The following is a 19,904-nucleotide window of genomic DNA, read 5'->3' on the forward strand; positions in this document are numbered from 1 at the left end:
ATGAAAAAATTAGACATTAAGGCATTATGGCAAGCCGGGCAGCAGCAAGAAGCCGTTAAAGCATTAGTCAATGTTATCGAACAGCATCCAGATCAAGTGGATAATTATTTGGAACTGGCTGCTTTTTTGACGACGTTGCAAGATTTTGAACAAGCGCAACAGTTGTTGCAACAAGTTCAGCAACGCTTTCCGGATAACCAGGATATTCAATATAGTTTAGCAACCACTTATTATGCGGCCGGGCGTTATGATCTAGCCGAACCGTTATTTTTAAAGCTAACAGATTCACGTTTGAAAACCGATCAAAATTATATGTTAGGTGCGCTTTATCACCAAAAACAAGATGACAAGCGGGCCTTGGCTTTTGCCTTAACCGCCCAGCAAGCGGCACCTCAGCGATTAGATGCGACGCAACTCGTTGGTGATATTTGGCTAAGTTTAGGGCAATTTAAGGCCGCAGAACAAGCCTATCAGCAGGTGTTATCGCAACAGCCTGATGTCGCGGCTGCTTATTTTAATGTTGGCTTAGCGTTATTAGGCGCAGGTGAAGATGCAGCGGCTTATTTTAAAAAAGCGGATGCATTGGATCATGATTATTTTCAACAGCAACAACAACGTTTGGCTGATATTGAGCGTTATTTACAAGCACAAAAGAAGCAACAGTAAATTTGTTAGAAAGCAGGTCGCATAATGGCAACTGAAATGACCTTATTTCCCGAAGAAAAAGCGCAACCCGAGGTAACAGGCAAAGTCAGCGCCATTTTTTTTCAAAATCCAGACAATTTTTATAAAGTTTTGTTGGTTCAAGTTGAACAAGTGAACTTCGATTGGACAGATAAAGAGGTTGTGGTTACTGGCAGTTTTGGTGACATTAAAGAGGAAGAAAGTTATCGTTTTGTCGGTAAAATGGTCACACATCCGAAGTATGGCATGCAATTTCAGGCCAGTAACTATGAAAAAGATCAACCGACCACTAAGGCAGGCTTGATTGCCTATTTGGCAGGTGATCAGTTTCCTGGTATTGGTCAGAAAACAGCTGAAAAAATTGTTAGTGCGTTGGGCCTAGATGCGATTCAAAAGATTTTAGCAGACCCAGCAGTCTTGAAAAATTTAGGTATCAAAACAGAACGCATTCAAACCTTAGTGGAACAGTTAACTAAGAATAATGGGATGGATCAAATCATTATTGGCTTGAATAGCTATGGGTTCGGAAGCCAGTTGGCCTACACGATTTATGAAAAGTATCATGAAGAGACGTTGCAGGTGTTGGCCGAGCGTCCTTATCAATTGGTGAAAGACATTCCGGGAATTGGTTTTAAAAAAGCAGATCAAATCGCTGCGCAACAGCATATTGCGGCAGACGCACCTGAACGGATCCAAGCCGCTATTTTACAAGAGATCACAGAATTAACGCAAGCTGAAGGGGATACCTACACCCAGGCGCAGCCACTTTTGAATGCGACCTTGAATTTGTTGCGGGAAAGTCGGCAACAAGCCTTATCTCCTGATGCTGTTGCGAATCAAATGATTCAACTCGCTGATCAAGGGGATATTATCAGTGAAGATAATCGTATTTATTTGCGTCAGTTATACCGTAGTGAGTGGAAAATTGCGGAAAATTTACAACGCTTAATGAAAATGGTGTCCTTACCAGACTATGATGACGCACAGGTAGATCGCGAAATTCGTCGAATTGAGAAGCTTTTTAAAATGACCTATGGCGATTCACAAATTGCGACGATCAAAGCGGCGTTGAATAGTCCTGTATTTCTGTTAACAGGTGGCCCAGGAACTGGCAAAACGACCATTATTAATGCAATCGTCTTATTATTTGCGAAGCTAAATGACCTTTCATTAGAGTTAACCGACTATAAAGAAAAGCCGTTTCCAATTTTGCTAGCGGCACCAACAGGGCGTGCGGCGAAACGAATGAGTGAAGTAACTGGGTTACCGGCAAGTACGATCCATCGTTTATTAGGTTTAAACGGGCGTGAAAATGGGGATGTGATCACCAAAGATTTAGAGGGTGCCCTACTGATCATTGACGAAATGTCGATGGTTGATACCAGCTTATTTCGACTATTGATGCAGGCCGTTTCTAATAATATGCAAGTTATTCTAGTCGGCGATCGGGATCAACTGCCTTCTGTTGGCCCGGGACAAGTTTTCAGTGATTTGTTAATGAGTCACATTTTACCAAGTTCGGAATTAACGGAGATCTACCGCCAAGATGATGGTTCTTCAATTATTCCGTTGGCCCATGCCATTAAAGGTGGTCGGTTACCAGCTGATTTTACCAAAAATCAGAAAGATCGTTCGTTTATTCCTTGTAGTGCTTATCAAGTGGCACAAGCTATCGATCAAATTGTGACACGGGCGAAATCCAAGGGCTTTACCAGCCAGGACATTCAAGTGCTGGCACCGATGTATCGTGGGGCTGCTGGGATCACAAAGCTCAATCTAGAAGTTCAGCAAATTTTAAATCCGAAAACAGGCCCCCGCCAAAAGGAAATCACATTTCGGCAGCAAACATTTCGCGTCGGGGATAAGGTGCTTCATTTGGTCAACAGTCCAGAGCTAAATGTCTTTAACGGTGATATTGGTGAAATCGTAGGCGTTGAATTGGCGAAGGACAAGGGCAATGAAGATAAAACGGATAAACTGACGATTCGCTTTGATGCCACCGAGGTGACTTATGGGCGGAATGATTGGTCGAAGCTCACATTGGCGTTTTGTACATCGATTCATAAAGCGCAGGGCAGTGAGTTTAAAATGGTGATTTTGCCGATTGTGCACCAATACCAACGGATGTTGCAGCGTAATTTACTGTATACGGCGATTACGCGTGCACAAGACTTACTGATTCTAATTGGGGAGCAAGATGCGTTTGCAACAGCAGTGGCACATGAATCAATCAATCGCAAAACGACGCTACAACAACGGTTGCAAACTGTGTTTAATGGCGAACAACCAGTGCAAACACCGGCTAAAAAAGAACCAGCTGAAACCGTAACTGCGACGCCAGTCGTGGCAATGTCTGAACCAGATCAGACGATTTTAACAACTGCGATGGTGGAACAGCGACAGGTAGATCCGATGATTGGTATGAAAAATTTAACCCCGCAAGATTTTAAAACAGCTTAATTAAAAACGGACAAGCTTAGCACAACGAGGTGCTAAACTTGTCCGTTTTCTGTTTAAAAAATAAATTTCTGGTGCCGGACACTAAACTTAAAGTGAAAGGACCGCTTGCCAAGGTCTTCGCCATCTGCTTGACCAAATTGTGGCGTTGTACTTTCAACCGTTAAGGTATCAGCCTGATAGTGGTGGACCGCTTTAAAACGTGTATGTAAATGGCCTGGCAGCATCATTAAAGCGAATAAGCCAATAAAGGCAACGGTTGGAATCCGTTCGACAATCACGAGATCTAAGCGGCCATCGTGAAGTGTTGCCTGTGGCATAATTGGCACGCCGCCACCAAAATAAGGATGGTTGGTGGTTGTTACTAAAAAGGCCCGCTTAAATTGTACTTTTGTGGTTGGCGTTTGAATCTGGATTGGAAAGGACCGTTGTTTAAAAAAGGCGCCGATCAAAGATGCTAGGTAAGCTAATGAACCCAGATGATATTTATTTAAATAGCGTTTTGAAGCGGAAAGATTGGTTCGATGAACGACATGGGCATCAAAGCCAATGCCGATATTATTGCTGAAAACACACCAATTATGGTTTTCGAGATTTTCACAAAAGCCAATATCAAGTGTGTGTTGTTGTGGCTGTGTTAATAAGTGTTGTAAGGCAGTTGTCGGTTCAAGGGCAATGCCTGCACCGCGGGCGAAATCATTGCCTGAACCGCAAGGAACATAGGCCAGCGTCACTGATGGATCAGGACGCTGGGCAACACCGTTTAAGGCTTCATGTAATGTGCCATCACCGCCAATAACCAGTAAAATAATTTGTGTAGATTGCTGATCTATAATTTCTTGTGCCAATTGATTGGCGTGCCCGGCATACTGTGTTTCATGAACTTGATACGTTACTTGGGCGTGATCCAATTGCTGCTGTAGCTTAGGCCAGACGATATGTACCCGGCCACTACCAGCAAATTGGTTTAAAATAATTTCATAATGCTGACTTGCTGCCAAAAGCGAGTCCTCCTTTTCACAATGTTCTTATTATAGCGATGATATTTGTGGAAGACAAGCCCGAAAAGCAGGATACGGGGTGATGATGGTATAAAAAAAGAGGATCCGAAAATCCTCTTAAATCGTCACTAACATTGGTAAAATCATTGGGTGACGCTCGGTTTTATCAAACAAGAATTCTTGCAGGTCAGCAATAATGGCTTCGCGTAACTGGGCTTCCGTAACGGCTTCGTTATTTTTGAAGCAATTCCGAATCACCCGATAAATACGCCGTTGACCTTGATTGATCAATTCGCCAGATTCACGCATATAGACAAAACCACGCGATAGAATATCTGGTCCAGCCAGAACTTCTTTCTTTTTCAGATTTAAGGTGGCCACAACAATGACAATGCCTTCTTCTGAAAGTACTTGCCGATCATGTAAAACAACGTTGCCAATATCACCAATGCCACTGCCGTCAACATAAACATCACCAGCACTGAAATGGCCAGCAATTCGTGCCGAATCACTGGTTAAGGCGAGCACGTCACCATTTTGTAGAATAAACGTATGATCTTCAGGAACGTGGGTTTGTTCTGCTAATTCAGTGTGGATCTTTTGCATCCGATATTCACCGTGAACTGGCATGAAGAACTTAGGCTTCATTAACCGCAGCATGAGTTTTTGGTCTTCTTGGCCACCATGTCCAGAAGTATGCACGTTGTTTACTTTACCGTGAATAACTTCAGCACCAGCTTCGGCTAGTTCATTGATCACATGATTCACACTGGTGGTATTCCCAGGAATTGGGTTACTAGAGAAGACGACGGTGTCACCAGGCTGAATGGAAATCTGCCGATGTGTGCCGTTGGCAATCCGGCTTAGGGCAGCCATTGGTTCACCTTGCGACCCGGTACAGAGAATCAAGACTTCATTTGCAGGCAGATGATTGATCTCGTTGGCATCGACGAGCATTTCCTCAGGAATGTTCAAATAGCCTAAATCAGTGACGTTGACGATGGCATTTTGCATGGAGCGGCCAAAAACTGCAATTTTACGGTTGTTTTTCAGTGCCGCATCCGCTGCTTCACGAATACGGGAAATGTTGGAAGCAAAGGTTGCAAAGATGATTCGGCCATCAATTTTATCAAAAATATGTCGAATTGAGGTTTCCACAAAACGTTCGGATTTTGTAAAGCTTGGGACTTCGGCATTGGTACTATCTGACATTAAACATAACACACCGTCGCCACCTAATTTAGCCATTTTTTGAAAATTAGGTGCAGGCTGATCACCAACAGGCGTCAAATCGAACTTGAAATCGCCTGTTTCAACAATCATACCTTGCGGTGTTTTAACGGCTACCCCTAACGTATCTGGGATAGAGTGGGTCGTTCTAAAGAAAGAAACACTGGTTTTACGGAATTTCAAAACGGTATCTTCGTTGATTTCATGCAATTCAGCATCTTTAAGTAAACCACGTTCTTCCAATTTGCCACGAATCAACGCCAAGGCTAAAGGCCCTGCATAAATGGGGAGATTAACTTGTTGTAATAGGAAAGGAATCCCACCAATGTGATCTTCATGGCCGTGGGTGATCACTAAAGCTTTGATTTTAGCTTGGTTTGCCATGACATATGAGAAATCAGGAATGACATAGTCGATCCCAAGTAAATCATCTTCAGGAAACTTGATGCCACAATCAACTAAGATAATTTCATCTTGAAATTGAATGCCGTACATATTTTTACCGATCTCACCAAGCCCTCCGATGGCGAAAACGGCAGTTTCATTATTCTTGACGGTCAGTTTTTTCATTTGTGAACTCCGTTAAGTGATAGTTGGCACTCTTTTGTTCGTAGTCTAAATGATTGCCAGTTAATTCTTGAATGAGCTCAATATTATAGTTCGTGTTTGCCTGAATCGTCGCACGAGCTTCAATTGAATTTTCGGCCTCCATATAGAGGGTTTCGGTGGTTTCCCGCCGTGGGGCCTGATCTTTACTTTCTTGGTACAATACTTTATAAATCATGCAATAGTTCGCTCCTTTAAATTTGTTTACCTAAAAAACCCACACAGGAAATGTGGGACAGATAATACCATTTTTGTGATCAATTACCGAACGATTGGTTGTGAAAACAACATGTACAGCAATTTTAGCATAGATTAAGAAAGAAGTATACCGGCTCGATTACTGAAATTAAGGTTTCTTTAGGATTAGCATTAAGATAGGGTTCTATCTTGATTTATGGTACATTAAAGCTAAGTAATCAGTGTTCAATAAGAGAGGTGAGCAATGTGCTGATGATCGGCATCATTTTAGTTGTCATTTTTGTGCTTTTGCTAGGCTTTTTTGTGCATCGCAGCCGACAAAAGCGGGTACAGCTCATGCTGCAACGGAATGCACAACAGACAACCAATCAAGCTGTGACAGTCGCGTTAGTGGCCTTAACGAAACAACATCCAGATCAAGTGAGTTTTTCAAATCAAGAAGTGGCGCAGTCACAAGTGAATTCAAAAATATGGGGACGAGGTGTCCTACTGTTTAGCTTTGAGATCAGATTGCAACAACCGACTGTTGATCTTGTGACGTTAAAAGAACAGTTTGAAACAACCTTAAACCGTAGCGCTATCGAGCAAGGGTTAGTTGCGGCCAGTCAGCAGCTACAACCATTTGTGATTTCTGATAGCTGGCAGCAGGCGGGACAATGGCATGTTGATGTGGCCTTTACGGCGAATCAGGCCACTGTGAATTATGTGCGTGATATGCAAAAAGTAACAACACCGACAGAAGCGTAATCAAAAAGCACCTCATTTCACGTTATAACGTGAAATGAGGTGCTTTTAAGTTATTCAATGATCAAATCACTGTCGTCCATGGTAAATGGTTCTTTTTTATCAATATGATCGTAGAATAAAATGCCATGTAAATGATCGATTTCATGTTGGCAAACAATTGCTGGATAGTTCTTTAATCGAATTTTATGTTCGTTACCATCAACATCATCATAACGTAAAGTGATGCGATCATGACGAACAACATAACCAGGAACATCTTTGTCAACAGACAAACAACCTTCGCCTTCAGACAGCGCGGCACCTTGAACTGAATGGCTCACAATGACGGGATTGACGATCACATCTTTAAATAGGATCTCATTATCAGGGCCAGGTACTAATACGGCTGCCATTTGTAATGAAACATCAACCTGTGGCGCTGCCAAGCCAACACCAGCGCGTAAATGATATTTTTCGGCAATTTTAGGATCTTGGCTGTTTTCCAAGTAAAGCATCATATCTTCTGCCAATTTTTTTTGTTCAGCTGTTAAGGGGAACGTTACTTTAGCAGCTTCTGCCCGCAAGGTTGGTTTACCATCGCGGATAATATCTTTCATCTTAATCAAACGGTTGACCTCCAATAATTAAACGTTTCGCTAGCAATAATTTTAGCATATTTTGCAGACAAACGGTGTCTATTGTGCCATTTTTCCAGCAAATTGACAACAAACTTGTTACAATAGGAAGGGAGGTTTGGGGCGTATGAAGAAAAAAGTGGTAATTTATGGTGATTCAACTCAAGTCCAGCTAGTGGCAACGACTTTGATCAATGCTGATTTGGAATTGGATATTCATTTTATTGAGGATCATTACTTTAATGAAGCAAATTTTAAGCAACTCATGGCGTTAAGTGTGTTAGCGCCTAATATCACGTTAACCCGCAGTCCAATGGCTTATTTTAAGGAAGCCGATCTCTTGCTACTGGTTGATTTTGTACCTGCTACATCAGATACATTAATGAAAGAATTTGTAACGGCTAATTTACCTGAGTTTCGTGAAATAATCAGTCATGCGATGAGTCAGGGGTTTGCAGGACAGATCTGTAGTTTACAAACTTATGATGAAGTTTGGACTTATTTAGCTTGGAAATTTTCAGGTTTGCCACAGCAACAAATTTTTGGCTTAGGGACTTTTACGGCAACCTTAGTCTTACAGCGGCTACTACAAGCTAAATTTCATGTAGGGGATCATGACGTGCGAACTTATGTACTGGGGACGTTTGCACAGCCGGCTATTATTTGGAGTCGGACGATGATTGGTGGTTTTCCTTTATTACGTTTGATTGCAGATGCACATAATGACTTGGATGCCACCTTGCTAACGGAATTGACACAACGCTTACAGGCGTTGTTGGCCCAGGATGCTCGAACGCTAGCTGTTAGTAGTTTGCCAAAACTACTGCAAGGTTTAACCCATGAAATCGGCTTTATTTCAGCATTAACAGTGTTGACTGAGACCAATGATCAACAATTAAGTTATAGTTTACCTGTTTATTTGAATCAAACGGGAACACGCGAGTTTATGACCGCTTCATTGACGGAGGCGGAGCAAGAAGCGGTGACGACAAGTTATCAACCTGGGCGAGCACTATTGACCCAAATTGAAACAGGTAAATTGGAAGGAAAATAAATGCAAGCAAATTATCAATACCCATTGCCGGAAGGTGTGACCACGGCCGAATTAATTAAAGTGACGGATTTTTATCAGCAAGTGGAACAGCTTTATGAGCGTCACTGTGATAGGGCAACATTTTTAGCTGCCTATCAGGCTTTTAAGGCTGTGATTCCGAGTAAAGCAGAGGAAAAACAACTTGATCGTGATTTTCAAAAAGAGTCAGGCTATTCAATTTACCGCGCGGTGAAGTTTGTGCAAACCCATCAACGGAAACAGTTAAAATATACGGACGCATAGAAGAGGCGAATTATGGACATTCAGGCACTTGACCAGTTAGTGATGCAGTGGCTACAACATGGTGCAAATCGTTTGATTGCACATTTAGATGATCAGTTACAGGTAAACACCAAAAGCGGCCGCTCCGATCTCGTTACGAACTTAGATCGTGAAACGGAGCAGTTTTTAGTGGGACAGATCAAACAGACTTTTCCAGATGATCAAATTTTTAGTGAAGAGGGATTTGGTGATCACGTACAGTCGTTGAAAGGCCGCGTTTGGTTTGTCGATCCGATTGATGGCACGCTGAACTTTGTGAAACAGCATGATAATTTTGCCATGATGGTGGCACTTTATGAAGACGGCCAACCAGTTTATGGCAATATTTTAGATGTGCGTCGGCAACGATTTGTACATGGTGGCCCTAGCATGGGCGCTTATTTGAATCAGTTCAGAATTGCACCTGTGACACCACGACCATTGGCGGACGGTCTGTTTGGCGTGAATGGCCCAATGTTTGCGAAAAATCGTTATCATGTCCAAGATATGGCATTGGCCAGTTTAGGAACCCGCGTGTTAGGCAGTGCCGGTTTGGAATTCCAACAAGTGGTGCTGGGAAATTCGATTGGCTATTGTTCTTATTTAGCACCTTGGGATGTTGCGGCTGGTCGCGTGTTGGCAGAAACTGTGGGGTTAAAAGTTGTTGTCCCACCAGAAAATGCGTTAAGCATGCTGAAGCGCGAATTGATTGTGACGACCAATGCGCAGGCGTTACAAGAAGTGCAACAGATCATGCAAGGGGATCACAACACAAAATAATCAGTGAGTCACACTAAATCTTATATTTTTTCAGAAAACATTTGTAAGTCGGATTTTTTCTGTTATAATTAAAAGTCGAGTGCAATTTACCAGAAAAAAACTGGCTTGAAAGGAAGAATATTCAGTGAATCGTAGAGATGATATTCGTAATATCGCTATTATTGCCCACGTCGATCATGGTAAAACAACATTGGTCAACGAAATGCTTAAACAATCCGATACTTTAGATGAACATATTAATTTGGAGGATCGGGCAATGGATACCAACCCGATTGAAAAGGAACGTGGGATTACGATCCTTTCGAAAAACACGGCCGTTGACTATCAAGGAAAGAAAATTAATATTTTAGATACCCCAGGACACGCAGACTTCGGTGGCGAAGTTGAACGGATCATGAAAATGGTTGATGGGGTGTTGCTTGTTGTTGATGCCTTTGAAGGGACTATGCCACAAACACGTTTCGTGCTTAAAAAGGCATTGGAACAACATTTAACACCAATTGTTGTCATTAACAAGATCGACCGCCCAGGCGCACGTCCTGAAGAAGTCGTTGATGAAGTACTTGATTTGTTTATCGAATTAGGTGCTGATGATGATCAATTAGAATTCCCAGTTGTTTATGCAAGTGCTATTAATGGTACTTCAAGCATGGATTCTGATCCTGCTGCACAAAAACATACGATGAACCCATTGTTTGATACGATTATCAAAACAATTCCAGCACCAATTGATAATTCTGACGAACCTTTACAATTCCAAGTTGCCTTATTGGACTACAACGAATACGTTGGTCGGATCGGGATTGGTCGGATTTTCCGTGGGAAGATCAAAGTAGGCGATCAAGTTTCTGTTATGAAGCTTGATGGTTCAGTTAAAAACTTCCGGGTGACTAAGTTATTTGGTTTCTTCGGTTTACAACGTGTTGAAGTCAATGAAGCCAAGGCTGGTGATTTGATTGCTGTTTCAGGGATGGAAGATATTTTCGTCGGCGAAACCGTCACGCCAGTTGATCATCCAGAAGCATTGCCGATTTTACGGATCGACGAACCAACCTTACAAATGCAATTTGTTGCGAATGACTCACCTTTTGCTGGTAAAGAAGGTAAGTTTGTCACAGCACGTAAGTTGGAAGACCGTTTAAAGGTTCAATTACACACTGATGTGTCGTTACGAGTTGAAGACACTGATTCTGCAAGTGCTTGGACGGTTTCAGGCCGTGGGGAATTGCATTTGTCAATCTTAGTTGAACAATTACGTCGTGAAGGCTATGAATTACAATTGTCACGTCCACAAGTTATTTATCGCGATGTTGACGGTGAAAAATGCGAACCATTTGAATCTGTTGTCATTGACACACCTGATGAATATACTGGGACGATCATTGATTCAATGTCACAACGTAAAGGTGAAATGCAAAATATGGAAAGCGAAGGCAATGGTCAAACGCGCTTAACTTTCTTAGCACCTTCACGTGGCCTGATCGGTTACTCATCAGAATTCTTATCACAAACTGGTGGTTATGGGATCATGAACCATACCTTCTCTAAATATTTGCCAGTGATCAAGAATTGGGAACCTGGCCGTCGTAATGGTGCCTTGGTTTCAATCAACTCTGGTAAGACCACAACTTATAGCTTGGAAAATATCGAAAGCCGCGGCCAATTATTCTTAGGCGCCGCAATTGATATTTACGAAGGTCAGATTGTTGGTCAAAGTAACCGTGAAAATGATATTTCAGTGAACGTTACCAAAGGTAAGAAGATGACCAATACCCGTGCTTCTGGTAAAGATCATTCTGCTGCGATTGCAGTACCACGTAAGATGACACTTGAAGAATCAATTGAATTCTTAAACGAAGACGAATACTGTGAAGTAACACCTGAAAGCATTCGTTTACGTAAAAAGATTTTAAACACAGGTGATCGTGAACGGATTACCAAGCGTAAGAAGATTGCTTCTAAAAAAGGTTAATCATTTGTTTTATGAGGGCGTCCTTAGAAAGGACGCTCTTTTTTTAATCATTTTTTTATTTTTTTCGAAAAGTCGTTAGGAGTATTAAGGGCTATGCTATAATATTTAAATAAATAGAGAATTTTAAACTTATATCACAAATGTGCTGATTTAATTGACCATCAGCAGTGATATGGTATGCTGAGTCCAAGACTTGAACAGTATAATGATTGTGGGAGATGTTTAAAGATGATCGATACATCGGAAAAAGAACGTGCTTTATCAGTTTTAAAGGACGATGCAGAGAATATTATTCAATTAGTCGGCAAACAGCAGAATTCATTGTGCTTAACGCAGTGTCCGGCTTTTGAAGAAGTTGTGGATACCCAAATGTTTGGCTATTCGAAAGAAGTGGCGTTTGTGGTCCGCATGGGCTACTTAACGCCTAAAGCTGGTCAACATATGGTCAGTGAGCTTGAAAAACGACTGAATCAAATTTATGCGGATAGCTTCGAAAAATCGAAAGAGCAATAAAGATAGGAAGTAGGAGCTGGACGTGCGAGAAAAGTTACGAAATATTGACTATTACATTTTAGTCCCTTACCTGATTCTATGTGCAGTGGGGATCGTGATGGTGTATAGTTCAAGTTCAGATTTAGCGAGTATGCGTGGTCAAAACCCCAGTTACTATTTGATTCGACAAGTCATGTGGGTCATTGTCGGATTAGGGGTTACCACATTTTTTTATAGCTTGAGGTTAAGCGTATTCCACAAAGGCCGCAATGTGATGATTTACTTGCTTTTCATTTTTGCTGGAATGGTGTATTTGAAAATTCATGGCACGGCGACGAATGGTGCGGCGGCCTGGATTCCATTGGGACCAATTAACATTCAGCCCAGTGAATTTGCGAAGCTTGGCTTGATTCTGTATTTAGCCCATATGTTTAGTTTGCGCGAAAAAAAATTACCACAAGCGCAAACGTGGGCGCAATGGCTAACGCGTTCGTGGGGACCGTTAACCATTGTCTTTTTGTTATTATTGTTAACTTTAGTACAACCGGATGTTGGTGGCTTTTCAATTTTACTGACAATTGCATTTGTAATGGCGTTGACGAGTGGTGTCACGTTGCGATCCGGTTTTGGCTTAGGCGGTATGGGGGTATTAGGCGTTTGTGTCGGTTATTTTTTGGTAACCCATTTGAATGTCGGTAAGTTTTTACATGGTTATCAAGCCCAACGACTACTCGCCTTTGTTGACCCATTTAAACTGTCCAAAGGGGCAGGCCAACAATTGATCAATTCGTACTATGCAATTCATAATGGTGGTTTGTTCGGTGCTGGTTTAGGCAATAGCATTCAGAAAAAGGGCTATTTACCAGAACCCAATACCGACTTTATCATAGCAGTAACGGCAGAAGAACTTGGGGTGATCGCGGTGATCATCTTGATTGGTTTGATCTTCTTCTTAACTGTCCGGATCACACTGATTGGTATTCGTGCCAAAGATCCATTTAATGCGTTGATGTGTATCGGCATCGGTACCATGCTTTTCATCCAGACCACGTTTAATTTAGGCGGGGTTTCGGGGTTGTTACCGATTACTGGTGTTACATTTCCATTTGTAAGTTATGGGGGATCTTCGATGTTGGTGCTGACGATATCCATTGGACTGGTATTGAATATTAGTGCAATGGAGAAACGTCGGCTGAAAGCGTCGTAGTGCGCTGTAGGTTACAACAAAAAAGAAAAATGAAAGGTGATGAAAGCATGAAGAAGGTTTTAATCGCGAACCGTGGTGAAATCGCGGTACGGATTATTCGTGCATGTCGAGAACTTGGTTTGAAGACGGTTGCTATTTATGCAAAGGAGGATGAGTATTCATTACACCGCTTCCGGGCTGATGAGGCCTATTTAGTCGGCGAGGGGGAACAACCGATTGCGGCTTATTTGGATATTGAAGCGATTATTCAAATTGCCAAGGAAAGTGGTGCGGATGCCATTCATCCGGGGTATGGTTTCTTATCTGAAAATGCTGTTTTAGCACGGCGTTGTCAGGAAGAAGGAATTACCTTCGTTGGACCAACACCTGAGCTTTTGGAAATGTTCGGTGACAAAGTAGCTGCGAAACGCGCTGCTGCTGAAGCAAATGTGCAAGCGATTCCGGGCTTAGACGAACCGGTTAGTGGTTTGGATGAAGTGAAGGCCTTTGGTGAAAAACACGGCTTTCCAATGATGATCAAGGCTGCCATGGGTGGTGGCGGTCGCGGGATGCGAGTCGTATCTCGACCAGAAGACTTGGCTGAAAGTTTTGAACGGGCTAAAAGTGAAGCCATGCAGTCTTTTGGCAGTGATGAGATCTACGTTGAACGTTACATTAAATCAGCGAAGCACATTGAAGTGCAAGTGTTAGCTGATCAACATGGACATGTCATGCATTTATTTGAACGTGATTGCTCTGTTCAAAGACGGCATCAAAAAGTGATTGAAGTTGCACCTTGTATTTTATTGACAGATGAGCAACGGAACCGAGTTTGTCAAGCAGCGGTTCGATTTATGGAACACGTGCATTATCAAAATGCGGCAACTGTTGAATTCCTTTTTGAACCTGAACGGGATGAATTTTATTTCATTGAAGTTAACCCCCGGGTACAAGTTGAACATACGATCACTGAAATGATCACTGGCATTGATATTGTCCAAACACAGTTGAAAATTGCGCAAGGAATGGATCTTTACAGTGAAATTGGCTTGCCTCATCAAGAAGATTTAACCTTTACAGGGGCGGCCATTCAGTGTCGTGTCACAACGGAAGACCCACAAAATAACTTTATGCCAGATACAGGGACCATTGAAACTTACCGGTCACCAGGTGGCAATGGGGTTCGGTTAGATGGTGGGAATGCTTATTCTGGTGCCGTTATCACACCCTACTTCGATTCATTATTGGTAAAAGCTTGCACGCACGGTTTAACGTTCCAACAAGCAGCCAACAAAATGGTACGTGTGTTGCACGAATTCCGGATTCGCGGTGTCAAAACGAATTTGAAGTTTATGGAGAATGTTGTCAAACATCCAACATTCCTGTCTGGTGAAGCAGAAACGACCTTTATCGATGAGACGCCAGAATTGTTCACGTTCCCACGTGAAATCGATACAAGTGCACAGAAACTGCAATATATTGGGGATATTACCGTGAATGGCTTTGGTGACATTGAACACCATGAAAAGAAATACTATCCTGAAAATCAATTTATGGAAGAATTCAAGCCATTTCCAAAGGGGTTAGTAACGGCCAAGACGGTGTTAGATGAATCTGGCACAGACGGTGCCGTTCAATGGATCAAGGACCAGAAACAATTGTTACTGACAGATACAACGTTGCGGGATGCGCATCAAAGCTTGTTTGCAACCCGGATGCGGACACATGATATGTTAGCTATCGCTGATGATATGCAACAAGCGATGCCAAATCTGTTTTCTTATGAAATGTGGGGCGGTGCCACCTTTGATGTCGCCTATCGTTTCTTGGTTGAAGACCCATGGCAACGCCTTAAGAAGTTACGTCAGAAGTTGCCTCATACCTTATTACAAATGTTATTCCGTGGGAGTAATGCAGTCGGTTATAAGAACTATCCTGACAATGCAATTGCAGCCTTCATCAAACAATCAGCGATTGACGGTATTGACGTGTTCCGGATTTTTGATAGTTTAAACTGGGTACCGCAACTTGAAAAGAGTATTCAAGCTGTTCGAGATACAGGAAAACTGGCCGAAGTTGCAATTTGTTACACGGGTGATATTTTAGATCCAGATAAACAAAAATATAATTTGAAGTATTACACGGATTTAGCAAAAGAATTGCAAGCTGCTGGGGCTCATATTTTAGCCATTAAAGATATGGCAGGCTTGTTAAAACCAGAAGCAGCGTACACCTTGGTAAGTGCCTTAAAAGACGCTGTTGATCTTCCAATTCACTTGCACACCCATGATACAGCTGGTAATGGTGTCATCACTTATCAACGGGCAGCAGCTGCCGGTGTTGATATTGTGGATGTTGCGCAAAGTGCAATGTCTGGGACAACCAGTCAGCCTAGTATGCAAAGTTTGTACTATGCTTTAGCGAATACGGATCGCAAACCAGATTTAGATATTCAAGCAACTGAAACTTTAAATCACTATTTTGAAGGTATTCGGCCATTTTATGATGATTTCTCTAACGGTTTAAATGCCCCACAAACTGAAAACTACACTGCTGAAATGCCAGGGGGGCAATACTCTAATTTACGGCAACAAGCACGTGCGGTTGGGTTAGGTGAACGTTGGGAAGACGTTAAGAAGATGTATCGAACCGTTAACTTAATGTTTGGTGATATTGTTAAAGTAACGCCGTCTTCTAAAGTTGTTGGGGATATGGCATTATTTATGGTACAACATGATTTAACAGAAGAACGGATCTATGCTGAATCTGCAAGTATTGATTTCCCAGATTCTGTCATCAACTTCTTTATGGGGAATTTAGGCCAACCAGTTGGTGGTTTCCCGAAGAAGTTACAAAAGGCTATTTTAAAAGGGAAGACACCATCTACTGCTCGGCCAGGAAGCTTGGCGCCTGCAGTTGATTTTGAAGCCGTTAAAAAAGAATTAACTGAAAAAATCAAGGCTGAGCCAACGGATGAAGATGTCTTAAGTTATATCATGTATCCTGATGTCTTCTTACAATATCAAGACCGTTTGGATCTATACGGGGATGTTTCGACCTTAGACACGCCAACCTTCTTCCAAGGAATGCGCCTTGGCGAACGAATCGAAGTGTCATTACGTCCTGGTAAGACACTGCTTCTTGCGTTAAATGAAGTCGGGCAACCTGATATTGAAGGTAACCGGACCTTATACTTCACTGTTAACGGACAACGTAGTGAAGTTGTCATTCACGACAAGCACGCCCAAACGAGTAGTGTTACTGCTAAGAAAGCAGAACCAACGAACCGTGAGCAAATTGGGGCCTCAATGACAGGGACTGTTTTGAAAGTCTTAGTCAAAACAGGGCAAAATGTGCAACAAGGGGATGCCTTGTTGGTAACAGAAGCGATGAAGATGGAAACAACGGTTCAAGCGCCATTTACCGGACGTGTTAGTCATCTGTATGTTAAACCAGGTGATTTAATCGACAGTAATGACTTATTATTGGAATTAAAGGCTGAAAAAGAAGAAAACGAATAGGAATGAGAACTGTGATTATCAATGAGACAACGTTTGCAATGCTCGACCAAGTCGATCTTGTCAGCTCGAAATTAAAAGAAAGCTCTGTTTTTCAGGCTTATTTAGTGGCTAAACGTCGGCTTGCACAAGATCAGGCGGCACAGATCAAGGTAAGTGCTTTGCAAGAAGCAAAGGCTGCTTACGATCAAATTAAAGATTATGGGCAGTATGCGCCTGATTATCGTCAATTACGCCGCCGCGCACAAAAGGCACAACGGGTCGTTGCATTAGACCCAAGCGTTGCTACTTTTCGGCAGTGTGAGCTTGATCTGCAAACTGTGTTAGATGAAATCAGTGTGACAATTGCAAACAGCATTTCAAAAGATATCATGGTTGCAACCGGCAATCCGTTTTTCGAAACTGGCCGACCAACAGCACATCATTGTACAGTAAAGGGTGAGTAGATGGCATTTACAAAAACAGAACGACAAGGGATCGTGGTTTGGCTGTATAGCTTAAAGCAGTTGCGTCAACTGCGCCGCTATGGCCTAATTTATTACACGTCCCGGCGGATGAAATATTGCTTCCTTTACGTGGATCAAGCCGATGCGACAACAACAGCTGAGCAATTACGAAAGTTACATTTTGTACGGCAAGTTGAGTTTTCGCATCGCTCAGAATTAGACATGAATTTTGGTGCGCGCGTTGGTCAGCAATTCGATGATGAGGAAGAACGTCCACAAATCGTCAATGAATCGCGGGTCTTAATGACCAGTCAGGATTTACGACAACAGCATATTATTTAACGAAAAAAGGTGATGGCCCTGGTCATGGCCTTTTTTCATTTGGTTCAAACTGTGTTGTATTTATGATTTACAATGATAGGTGAGTTGTGAAATAATAGATAATCATAATGATAAGTTGGAAGGAAGACGTACATGCGAATAATTTCTGGTGATTTTGGTGGTCGACGTTTAAAGCCAGTGCCTGGCCGGGCAACACGTCCAACCACCGATAAGGTCAAGGAATCAATTTTTAATATTATTGGCCCTTATTTTTCAGGTGGTCAGTGTTTGGATTTATTTGCCGGAAGTGGCGCATTGGGTATTGAGGCTGTTTCACGGGGAATGGACCATGCCGTTTTAATTGATCGACAATATGCGGCGATTCAAGTTATCAAGGAAAATGTCGCGACTACGAAAGCACCGGAACGGTTTAAAATTATTAAAACCAATGCAGAACGTGCACTTAGTCAATTGCAAACACCATTTGATCTCGTATTGTTGGATCCGCCTTATGCGCAGCAAAAAGTGGTTGCGAATTTGCAGTTTATGCAACAAGCGGGGTTATTAAATCCAGCTGCACAAATTATGTGTGAAACTAGTAGTGAAACGGTTTTACCAGATACATTGACTGGTTTTACGTTTAAAGGGCGTCATTTATATGGCTTAACGGCCGTTACCATTTATCAGAAAGCGGGTCTCTAAAATGGCAAAAAGAATTGCATTATTTCCGGGATCGTTTGACCCATTTACCAACGGGCATTTAGCGACTGTTCAACAAGCCAGCAAATTGTTTGATCATGTGACCATTGCCATTATGACCAATACCAACAAATCCCCACTATTTACCAGTGATGAAAAATTAGCATTAGTCCAAACTGCTGTGGCACGGCTGTCAAATGTTGATGTGGTTGCAGCAGCAACCCAGTTAACCGTTGATTTGGCACGCCAAATTGGAGCAACTGTGATTATCCGTGGCCTACGCAATACGACGGATTTTGAATACGAGCAAGCGATTGCGGCCATGAATAAGCTTCAAGCACCTGACATCGAAAGTGTCTTTTTAATGTCAGATCCCCAATATGCTTTTCTGTCTTCCAGTTTGTTAAAGGAAGTTGCTGCGTTTAATGGTGATATTGAAAAGTTGGTTCCAAAAAATATTGCTGAAGCGTTAAATGCAAAGTTGGCTCAGAAGGAAGGCTAATGATTTGCGAAAACGTTGGCGTTATCCGGTTTTCTTAATTGTATTACTCGGGCTGGTGGCCGGGTTATTTTGGCCATTGCCTGATTATATCGAAAGCCCAGGGACTGCTGAACGCATCAGTCGGTTTGTCACAATCAATCAACAGCACGATCGGCGTCAAGGCGGTTATTATTTAATGACAGTGGCGTTGCAACAAGCACATCCGATAACCTGGGTGATTGCACACTTACGCTCGGATATGACGGTTTTAAAACAAGCAGACGTATTAGGTGGGACGACGTCGCAAGAATATGATCGTCTAGAACACTACGAAATGTTGAGTTCTGAAAATGATGCAATTCAAGTGGCCTATCGTAAGGCAGGCAAGCAGGTACAGCGTCAATACCTTGGCATTTATGTGTTATCCATTTTAAAACGATCGAAGTTTAAAGGACAGTTAGCATTAGGTGATACGGTGACGGCTGTCAATCAGCAACACTTTAAAACGGCAAAGGGGTTTATGACTTATATTCAGCAGCAAAAAGTGGGTCAAAAAGTAACGATCACTTATTTACATCATCATCAAACTAAACATGCGACTGCAGCATTGATTCGCCTGCCAGGCACGAAAAAGCCGGGTTTAGGGATTACATTAACAGATCACAATACGATTAAAACTGATCCTAAGATTAAAGTGAATGTGAATCGAATTGGCGGTCCTTCTGGTGGTTTAATGTTCACCACTGCAATCTATGATCAATTGACAGGTGGACATTTACGTGCAGGTCGTAAAATTGCTGGTACAGGAACGATTGATTTAAACGGTAAGGTGGGGGCAATTGGGGGCATTGATAAGAAGGTGATTGCTGCCAATCGCGCAGGTGCAACTATTTTCTTTGCGCCGAACACACCACGTACTCAAAATCGCAAATTACCACTAGATGAGCAAAATAATTATCAAGTGGCCAAGCGCACTGCAAAGCGGATCCATAGCCATATGAAAGTGATACCAGTCAAAACATTTGATGATGTTTTGACTTATTTAAAGAAGTGACGACGGTCGCTTCTTTTCTACCATTAGTCAAGAGAAAGTTGCTACATTGGGCTTTCTCTTTTTG

General features: G+C 42.3%; 19 protein-coding genes. 15 read left to right on the top strand and 4 right to left on the bottom strand.

The features are described 5' to 3' along the window. Positions 1 to 666, top strand: a complete 666-nt coding sequence (locus tag FC07_RS09155) for a tetratricopeptide repeat protein (protein ID WP_057904799.1) — start codon at positions 1 to 3, stop codon at positions 664 to 666. Between the two features lie 24 nt (positions 667 to 690). Further along, complete coding sequence (recD2, locus tag FC07_RS09160; RefSeq protein ID WP_057904800.1) at positions 691 to 3,144, top strand: SF1B family DNA helicase RecD2; 2,454 nt, start codon at positions 691 to 693, stop codon at positions 3,142 to 3,144. 53 nt (positions 3,145 to 3,197) lie between these two features. Here the strand turns inward: recD2 and FC07_RS09165 are convergent, their stop codons facing one another. The 3 genes from FC07_RS09165 to FC07_RS09175 form a co-directional block, all read right to left on the bottom strand. Further along, positions 3,198 to 4,142, bottom strand: a complete 945-nt coding sequence (locus FC07_RS09165; protein WP_057904801.1) for a diacylglycerol/lipid kinase family protein — start codon at positions 4,140 to 4,142, stop codon at positions 3,198 to 3,200. Positions 4,143 to 4,259: 117 nt separating this feature from the next. Next, a complete protein-coding gene (gene rnjA / locus FC07_RS09170) occupies positions 4,260 to 5,942 on the bottom strand; it encodes a ribonuclease J1 (RefSeq protein ID WP_057904802.1) in 1,683 nt (560 codons plus the stop codon). Further along, positions 5,917 to 6,156 (bottom strand): DNA-dependent RNA polymerase subunit epsilon, encoded by a 240-nt coding sequence (locus FC07_RS09175; protein WP_057904803.1) that lies wholly within the window; start codon positions 6,154 to 6,156, stop codon positions 5,917 to 5,919. Before FC07_RS09175 ends, rnjA begins: the two co-directional genes overlap by 26 nt. A gap of 266 nt (positions 6,157 to 6,422) precedes the next feature. Here FC07_RS09175 and FC07_RS09180 point away from each other — a divergent pair, with 266 nt between their 5' ends. Continuing rightward, a complete protein-coding gene (locus FC07_RS09180; protein ID WP_057904804.1) occupies positions 6,423 to 6,923 on the top strand; it encodes a hypothetical protein in 501 nt (166 codons plus the stop codon). A gap of 50 nt (positions 6,924 to 6,973) precedes the next feature. Here FC07_RS09180 and def read toward each other — a convergent pair whose 3' ends face one another. Next, a complete protein-coding gene (gene def, locus FC07_RS09185; RefSeq protein ID WP_083483264.1) occupies positions 6,974 to 7,528 on the bottom strand; it encodes a peptide deformylase in 555 nt (184 codons plus the stop codon). A gap of 136 nt (positions 7,529 to 7,664) precedes the next feature. Here def and FC07_RS09190 point away from each other — a divergent pair, with 136 nt between their 5' ends. The 12 genes from FC07_RS09190 (at position 7,665) to FC07_RS09245 (ending at position 19,840) form a co-directional block, all read left to right on the top strand. Then, positions 7,665 to 8,591 (top strand): Rossmann-fold NAD(P)-binding domain-containing protein, encoded by a 927-nt coding sequence (locus FC07_RS09190; RefSeq protein ID WP_057904805.1) that lies wholly within the window; start codon positions 7,665 to 7,667, stop codon positions 8,589 to 8,591. After that, positions 8,592 to 8,873: a UPF0223 family protein gene (locus FC07_RS09195; RefSeq protein WP_057904806.1), complete on the top strand. Its 282-nt coding sequence runs from the start codon at positions 8,592 to 8,594 to the stop codon at positions 8,871 to 8,873. 12 nt (positions 8,874 to 8,885) lie between these two features. Beyond that, positions 8,886 to 9,671, top strand: a complete 786-nt coding sequence (locus tag FC07_RS09200) for an inositol monophosphatase family protein (protein WP_057904807.1) — start codon at positions 8,886 to 8,888, stop codon at positions 9,669 to 9,671. Between the two features lie 124 nt (positions 9,672 to 9,795). After that, positions 9,796 to 11,643, top strand: coding sequence for a translational GTPase TypA (gene typA / locus FC07_RS09205; RefSeq protein ID WP_057904808.1), 1,848 nt, complete (start codon positions 9,796 to 9,798; stop codon positions 11,641 to 11,643). Between the two features lie 228 nt (positions 11,644 to 11,871). Further along, positions 11,872 to 12,156 (top strand): DUF1507 family protein, encoded by a 285-nt coding sequence (locus FC07_RS09210; RefSeq protein WP_057904809.1) that lies wholly within the window; start codon positions 11,872 to 11,874, stop codon positions 12,154 to 12,156. A 22-nt stretch (positions 12,157 to 12,178) separates the two neighbouring features. Continuing rightward, on the top strand, positions 12,179 to 13,342 hold the full coding sequence (locus FC07_RS09215; RefSeq protein WP_057904810.1) for an FtsW/RodA/SpoVE family cell cycle protein: 1,164 nt from the start codon (positions 12,179 to 12,181) through the stop codon (positions 13,340 to 13,342). Positions 13,343 to 13,389: 47 nt separating this feature from the next. Next, positions 13,390 to 16,842: a pyruvate carboxylase gene (locus tag FC07_RS09220; RefSeq protein ID WP_057904819.1), complete on the top strand. Its 3,453-nt coding sequence runs from the start codon at positions 13,390 to 13,392 to the stop codon at positions 16,840 to 16,842. A 2-nt stretch (positions 16,843 to 16,844) separates the two neighbouring features. Beyond that, complete coding sequence (locus FC07_RS09225; RefSeq protein ID WP_235807491.1) at positions 16,845 to 17,285, top strand: YlbF/YmcA family competence regulator; 441 nt, start codon at positions 16,845 to 16,847, stop codon at positions 17,283 to 17,285. Beyond that, complete coding sequence (locus FC07_RS09230) at positions 17,286 to 17,627, top strand: YlbG family protein (protein ID WP_057904811.1); 342 nt, start codon at positions 17,286 to 17,288, stop codon at positions 17,625 to 17,627. A gap of 132 nt (positions 17,628 to 17,759) precedes the next feature. Further along, complete coding sequence (gene rsmD, locus FC07_RS09235; protein ID WP_057904812.1) at positions 17,760 to 18,308, top strand: 16S rRNA (guanine(966)-N(2))-methyltransferase RsmD; 549 nt, start codon at positions 17,760 to 17,762, stop codon at positions 18,306 to 18,308. A 1-nt stretch (position 18,309) separates the two neighbouring features. Beyond that, entirely contained in the window at positions 18,310 to 18,807 is a 498-nt protein-coding gene (gene coaD, locus FC07_RS09240) for a pantetheine-phosphate adenylyltransferase (protein WP_057904813.1), read from the top strand. 4 nt (positions 18,808 to 18,811) lie between these two features. Continuing rightward, entirely contained in the window at positions 18,812 to 19,840 is a 1,029-nt protein-coding gene (locus FC07_RS09245; RefSeq protein ID WP_235807492.1) for a SepM family pheromone-processing serine protease, read from the top strand. Positions 19,841 to 19,904 lie beyond the last annotated feature (64 nt).

The organism is Loigolactobacillus bifermentans DSM 20003 (assembly GCF_001434575.1).
Classification (GTDB): domain Bacteria; phylum Bacillota; class Bacilli; order Lactobacillales; family Lactobacillaceae; genus Loigolactobacillus; species Loigolactobacillus bifermentans.

What these genes read in the sequence shown, in the direction of transcription:
- FC07_RS09155 (WP_057904799.1), top strand. Translation starts at nt 1, where the DNA reads ATGAAAAAATTAGACATTAAGGCATTATGGCAAGCCGGGCAGCAGCAA.
- rsmD (WP_057904812.1), top strand. Translation starts at nt 17,760, where the DNA reads ATGCGAATAATTTCTGGTGATTTTGGTGGTCGACGTTTAAAGCCAGTG.
- FC07_RS09175 (WP_057904803.1), bottom strand. Translation starts at nt 6,156, where the DNA reads ATGATTTATAAAGTATTGTACCAAGAAAGTAAAGATCAGGCCCCACGG.
- FC07_RS09200 (WP_057904807.1), top strand. Translation starts at nt 8,886, where the DNA reads ATGGACATTCAGGCACTTGACCAGTTAGTGATGCAGTGGCTACAACAT.
- FC07_RS09225 (WP_235807491.1), top strand. Translation starts at nt 16,845, where the DNA reads ATGAGAACTGTGATTATCAATGAGACAACGTTTGCAATGCTCGACCAA.
- recD2 (WP_057904800.1), top strand. Translation starts at nt 691, where the DNA reads ATGGCAACTGAAATGACCTTATTTCCCGAAGAAAAAGCGCAACCCGAG.
- coaD (WP_057904813.1), top strand. Translation starts at nt 18,310, where the DNA reads ATGGCAAAAAGAATTGCATTATTTCCGGGATCGTTTGACCCATTTACC.
- FC07_RS09190 (WP_057904805.1), top strand. Translation starts at nt 7,665, where the DNA reads ATGAAGAAAAAAGTGGTAATTTATGGTGATTCAACTCAAGTCCAGCTA.
- FC07_RS09195 (WP_057904806.1), top strand. Translation starts at nt 8,592, where the DNA reads ATGCAAGCAAATTATCAATACCCATTGCCGGAAGGTGTGACCACGGCC.
- rnjA (WP_057904802.1), bottom strand. Translation starts at nt 5,942, where the DNA reads ATGAAAAAACTGACCGTCAAGAATAATGAAACTGCCGTTTTCGCCATC.
- FC07_RS09210 (WP_057904809.1), top strand. Translation starts at nt 11,872, where the DNA reads ATGATCGATACATCGGAAAAAGAACGTGCTTTATCAGTTTTAAAGGAC.
- FC07_RS09230 (WP_057904811.1), top strand. Translation starts at nt 17,286, where the DNA reads ATGGCATTTACAAAAACAGAACGACAAGGGATCGTGGTTTGGCTGTAT.
- FC07_RS09220 (WP_057904819.1), top strand. Translation starts at nt 13,390, where the DNA reads ATGAAGAAGGTTTTAATCGCGAACCGTGGTGAAATCGCGGTACGGATT.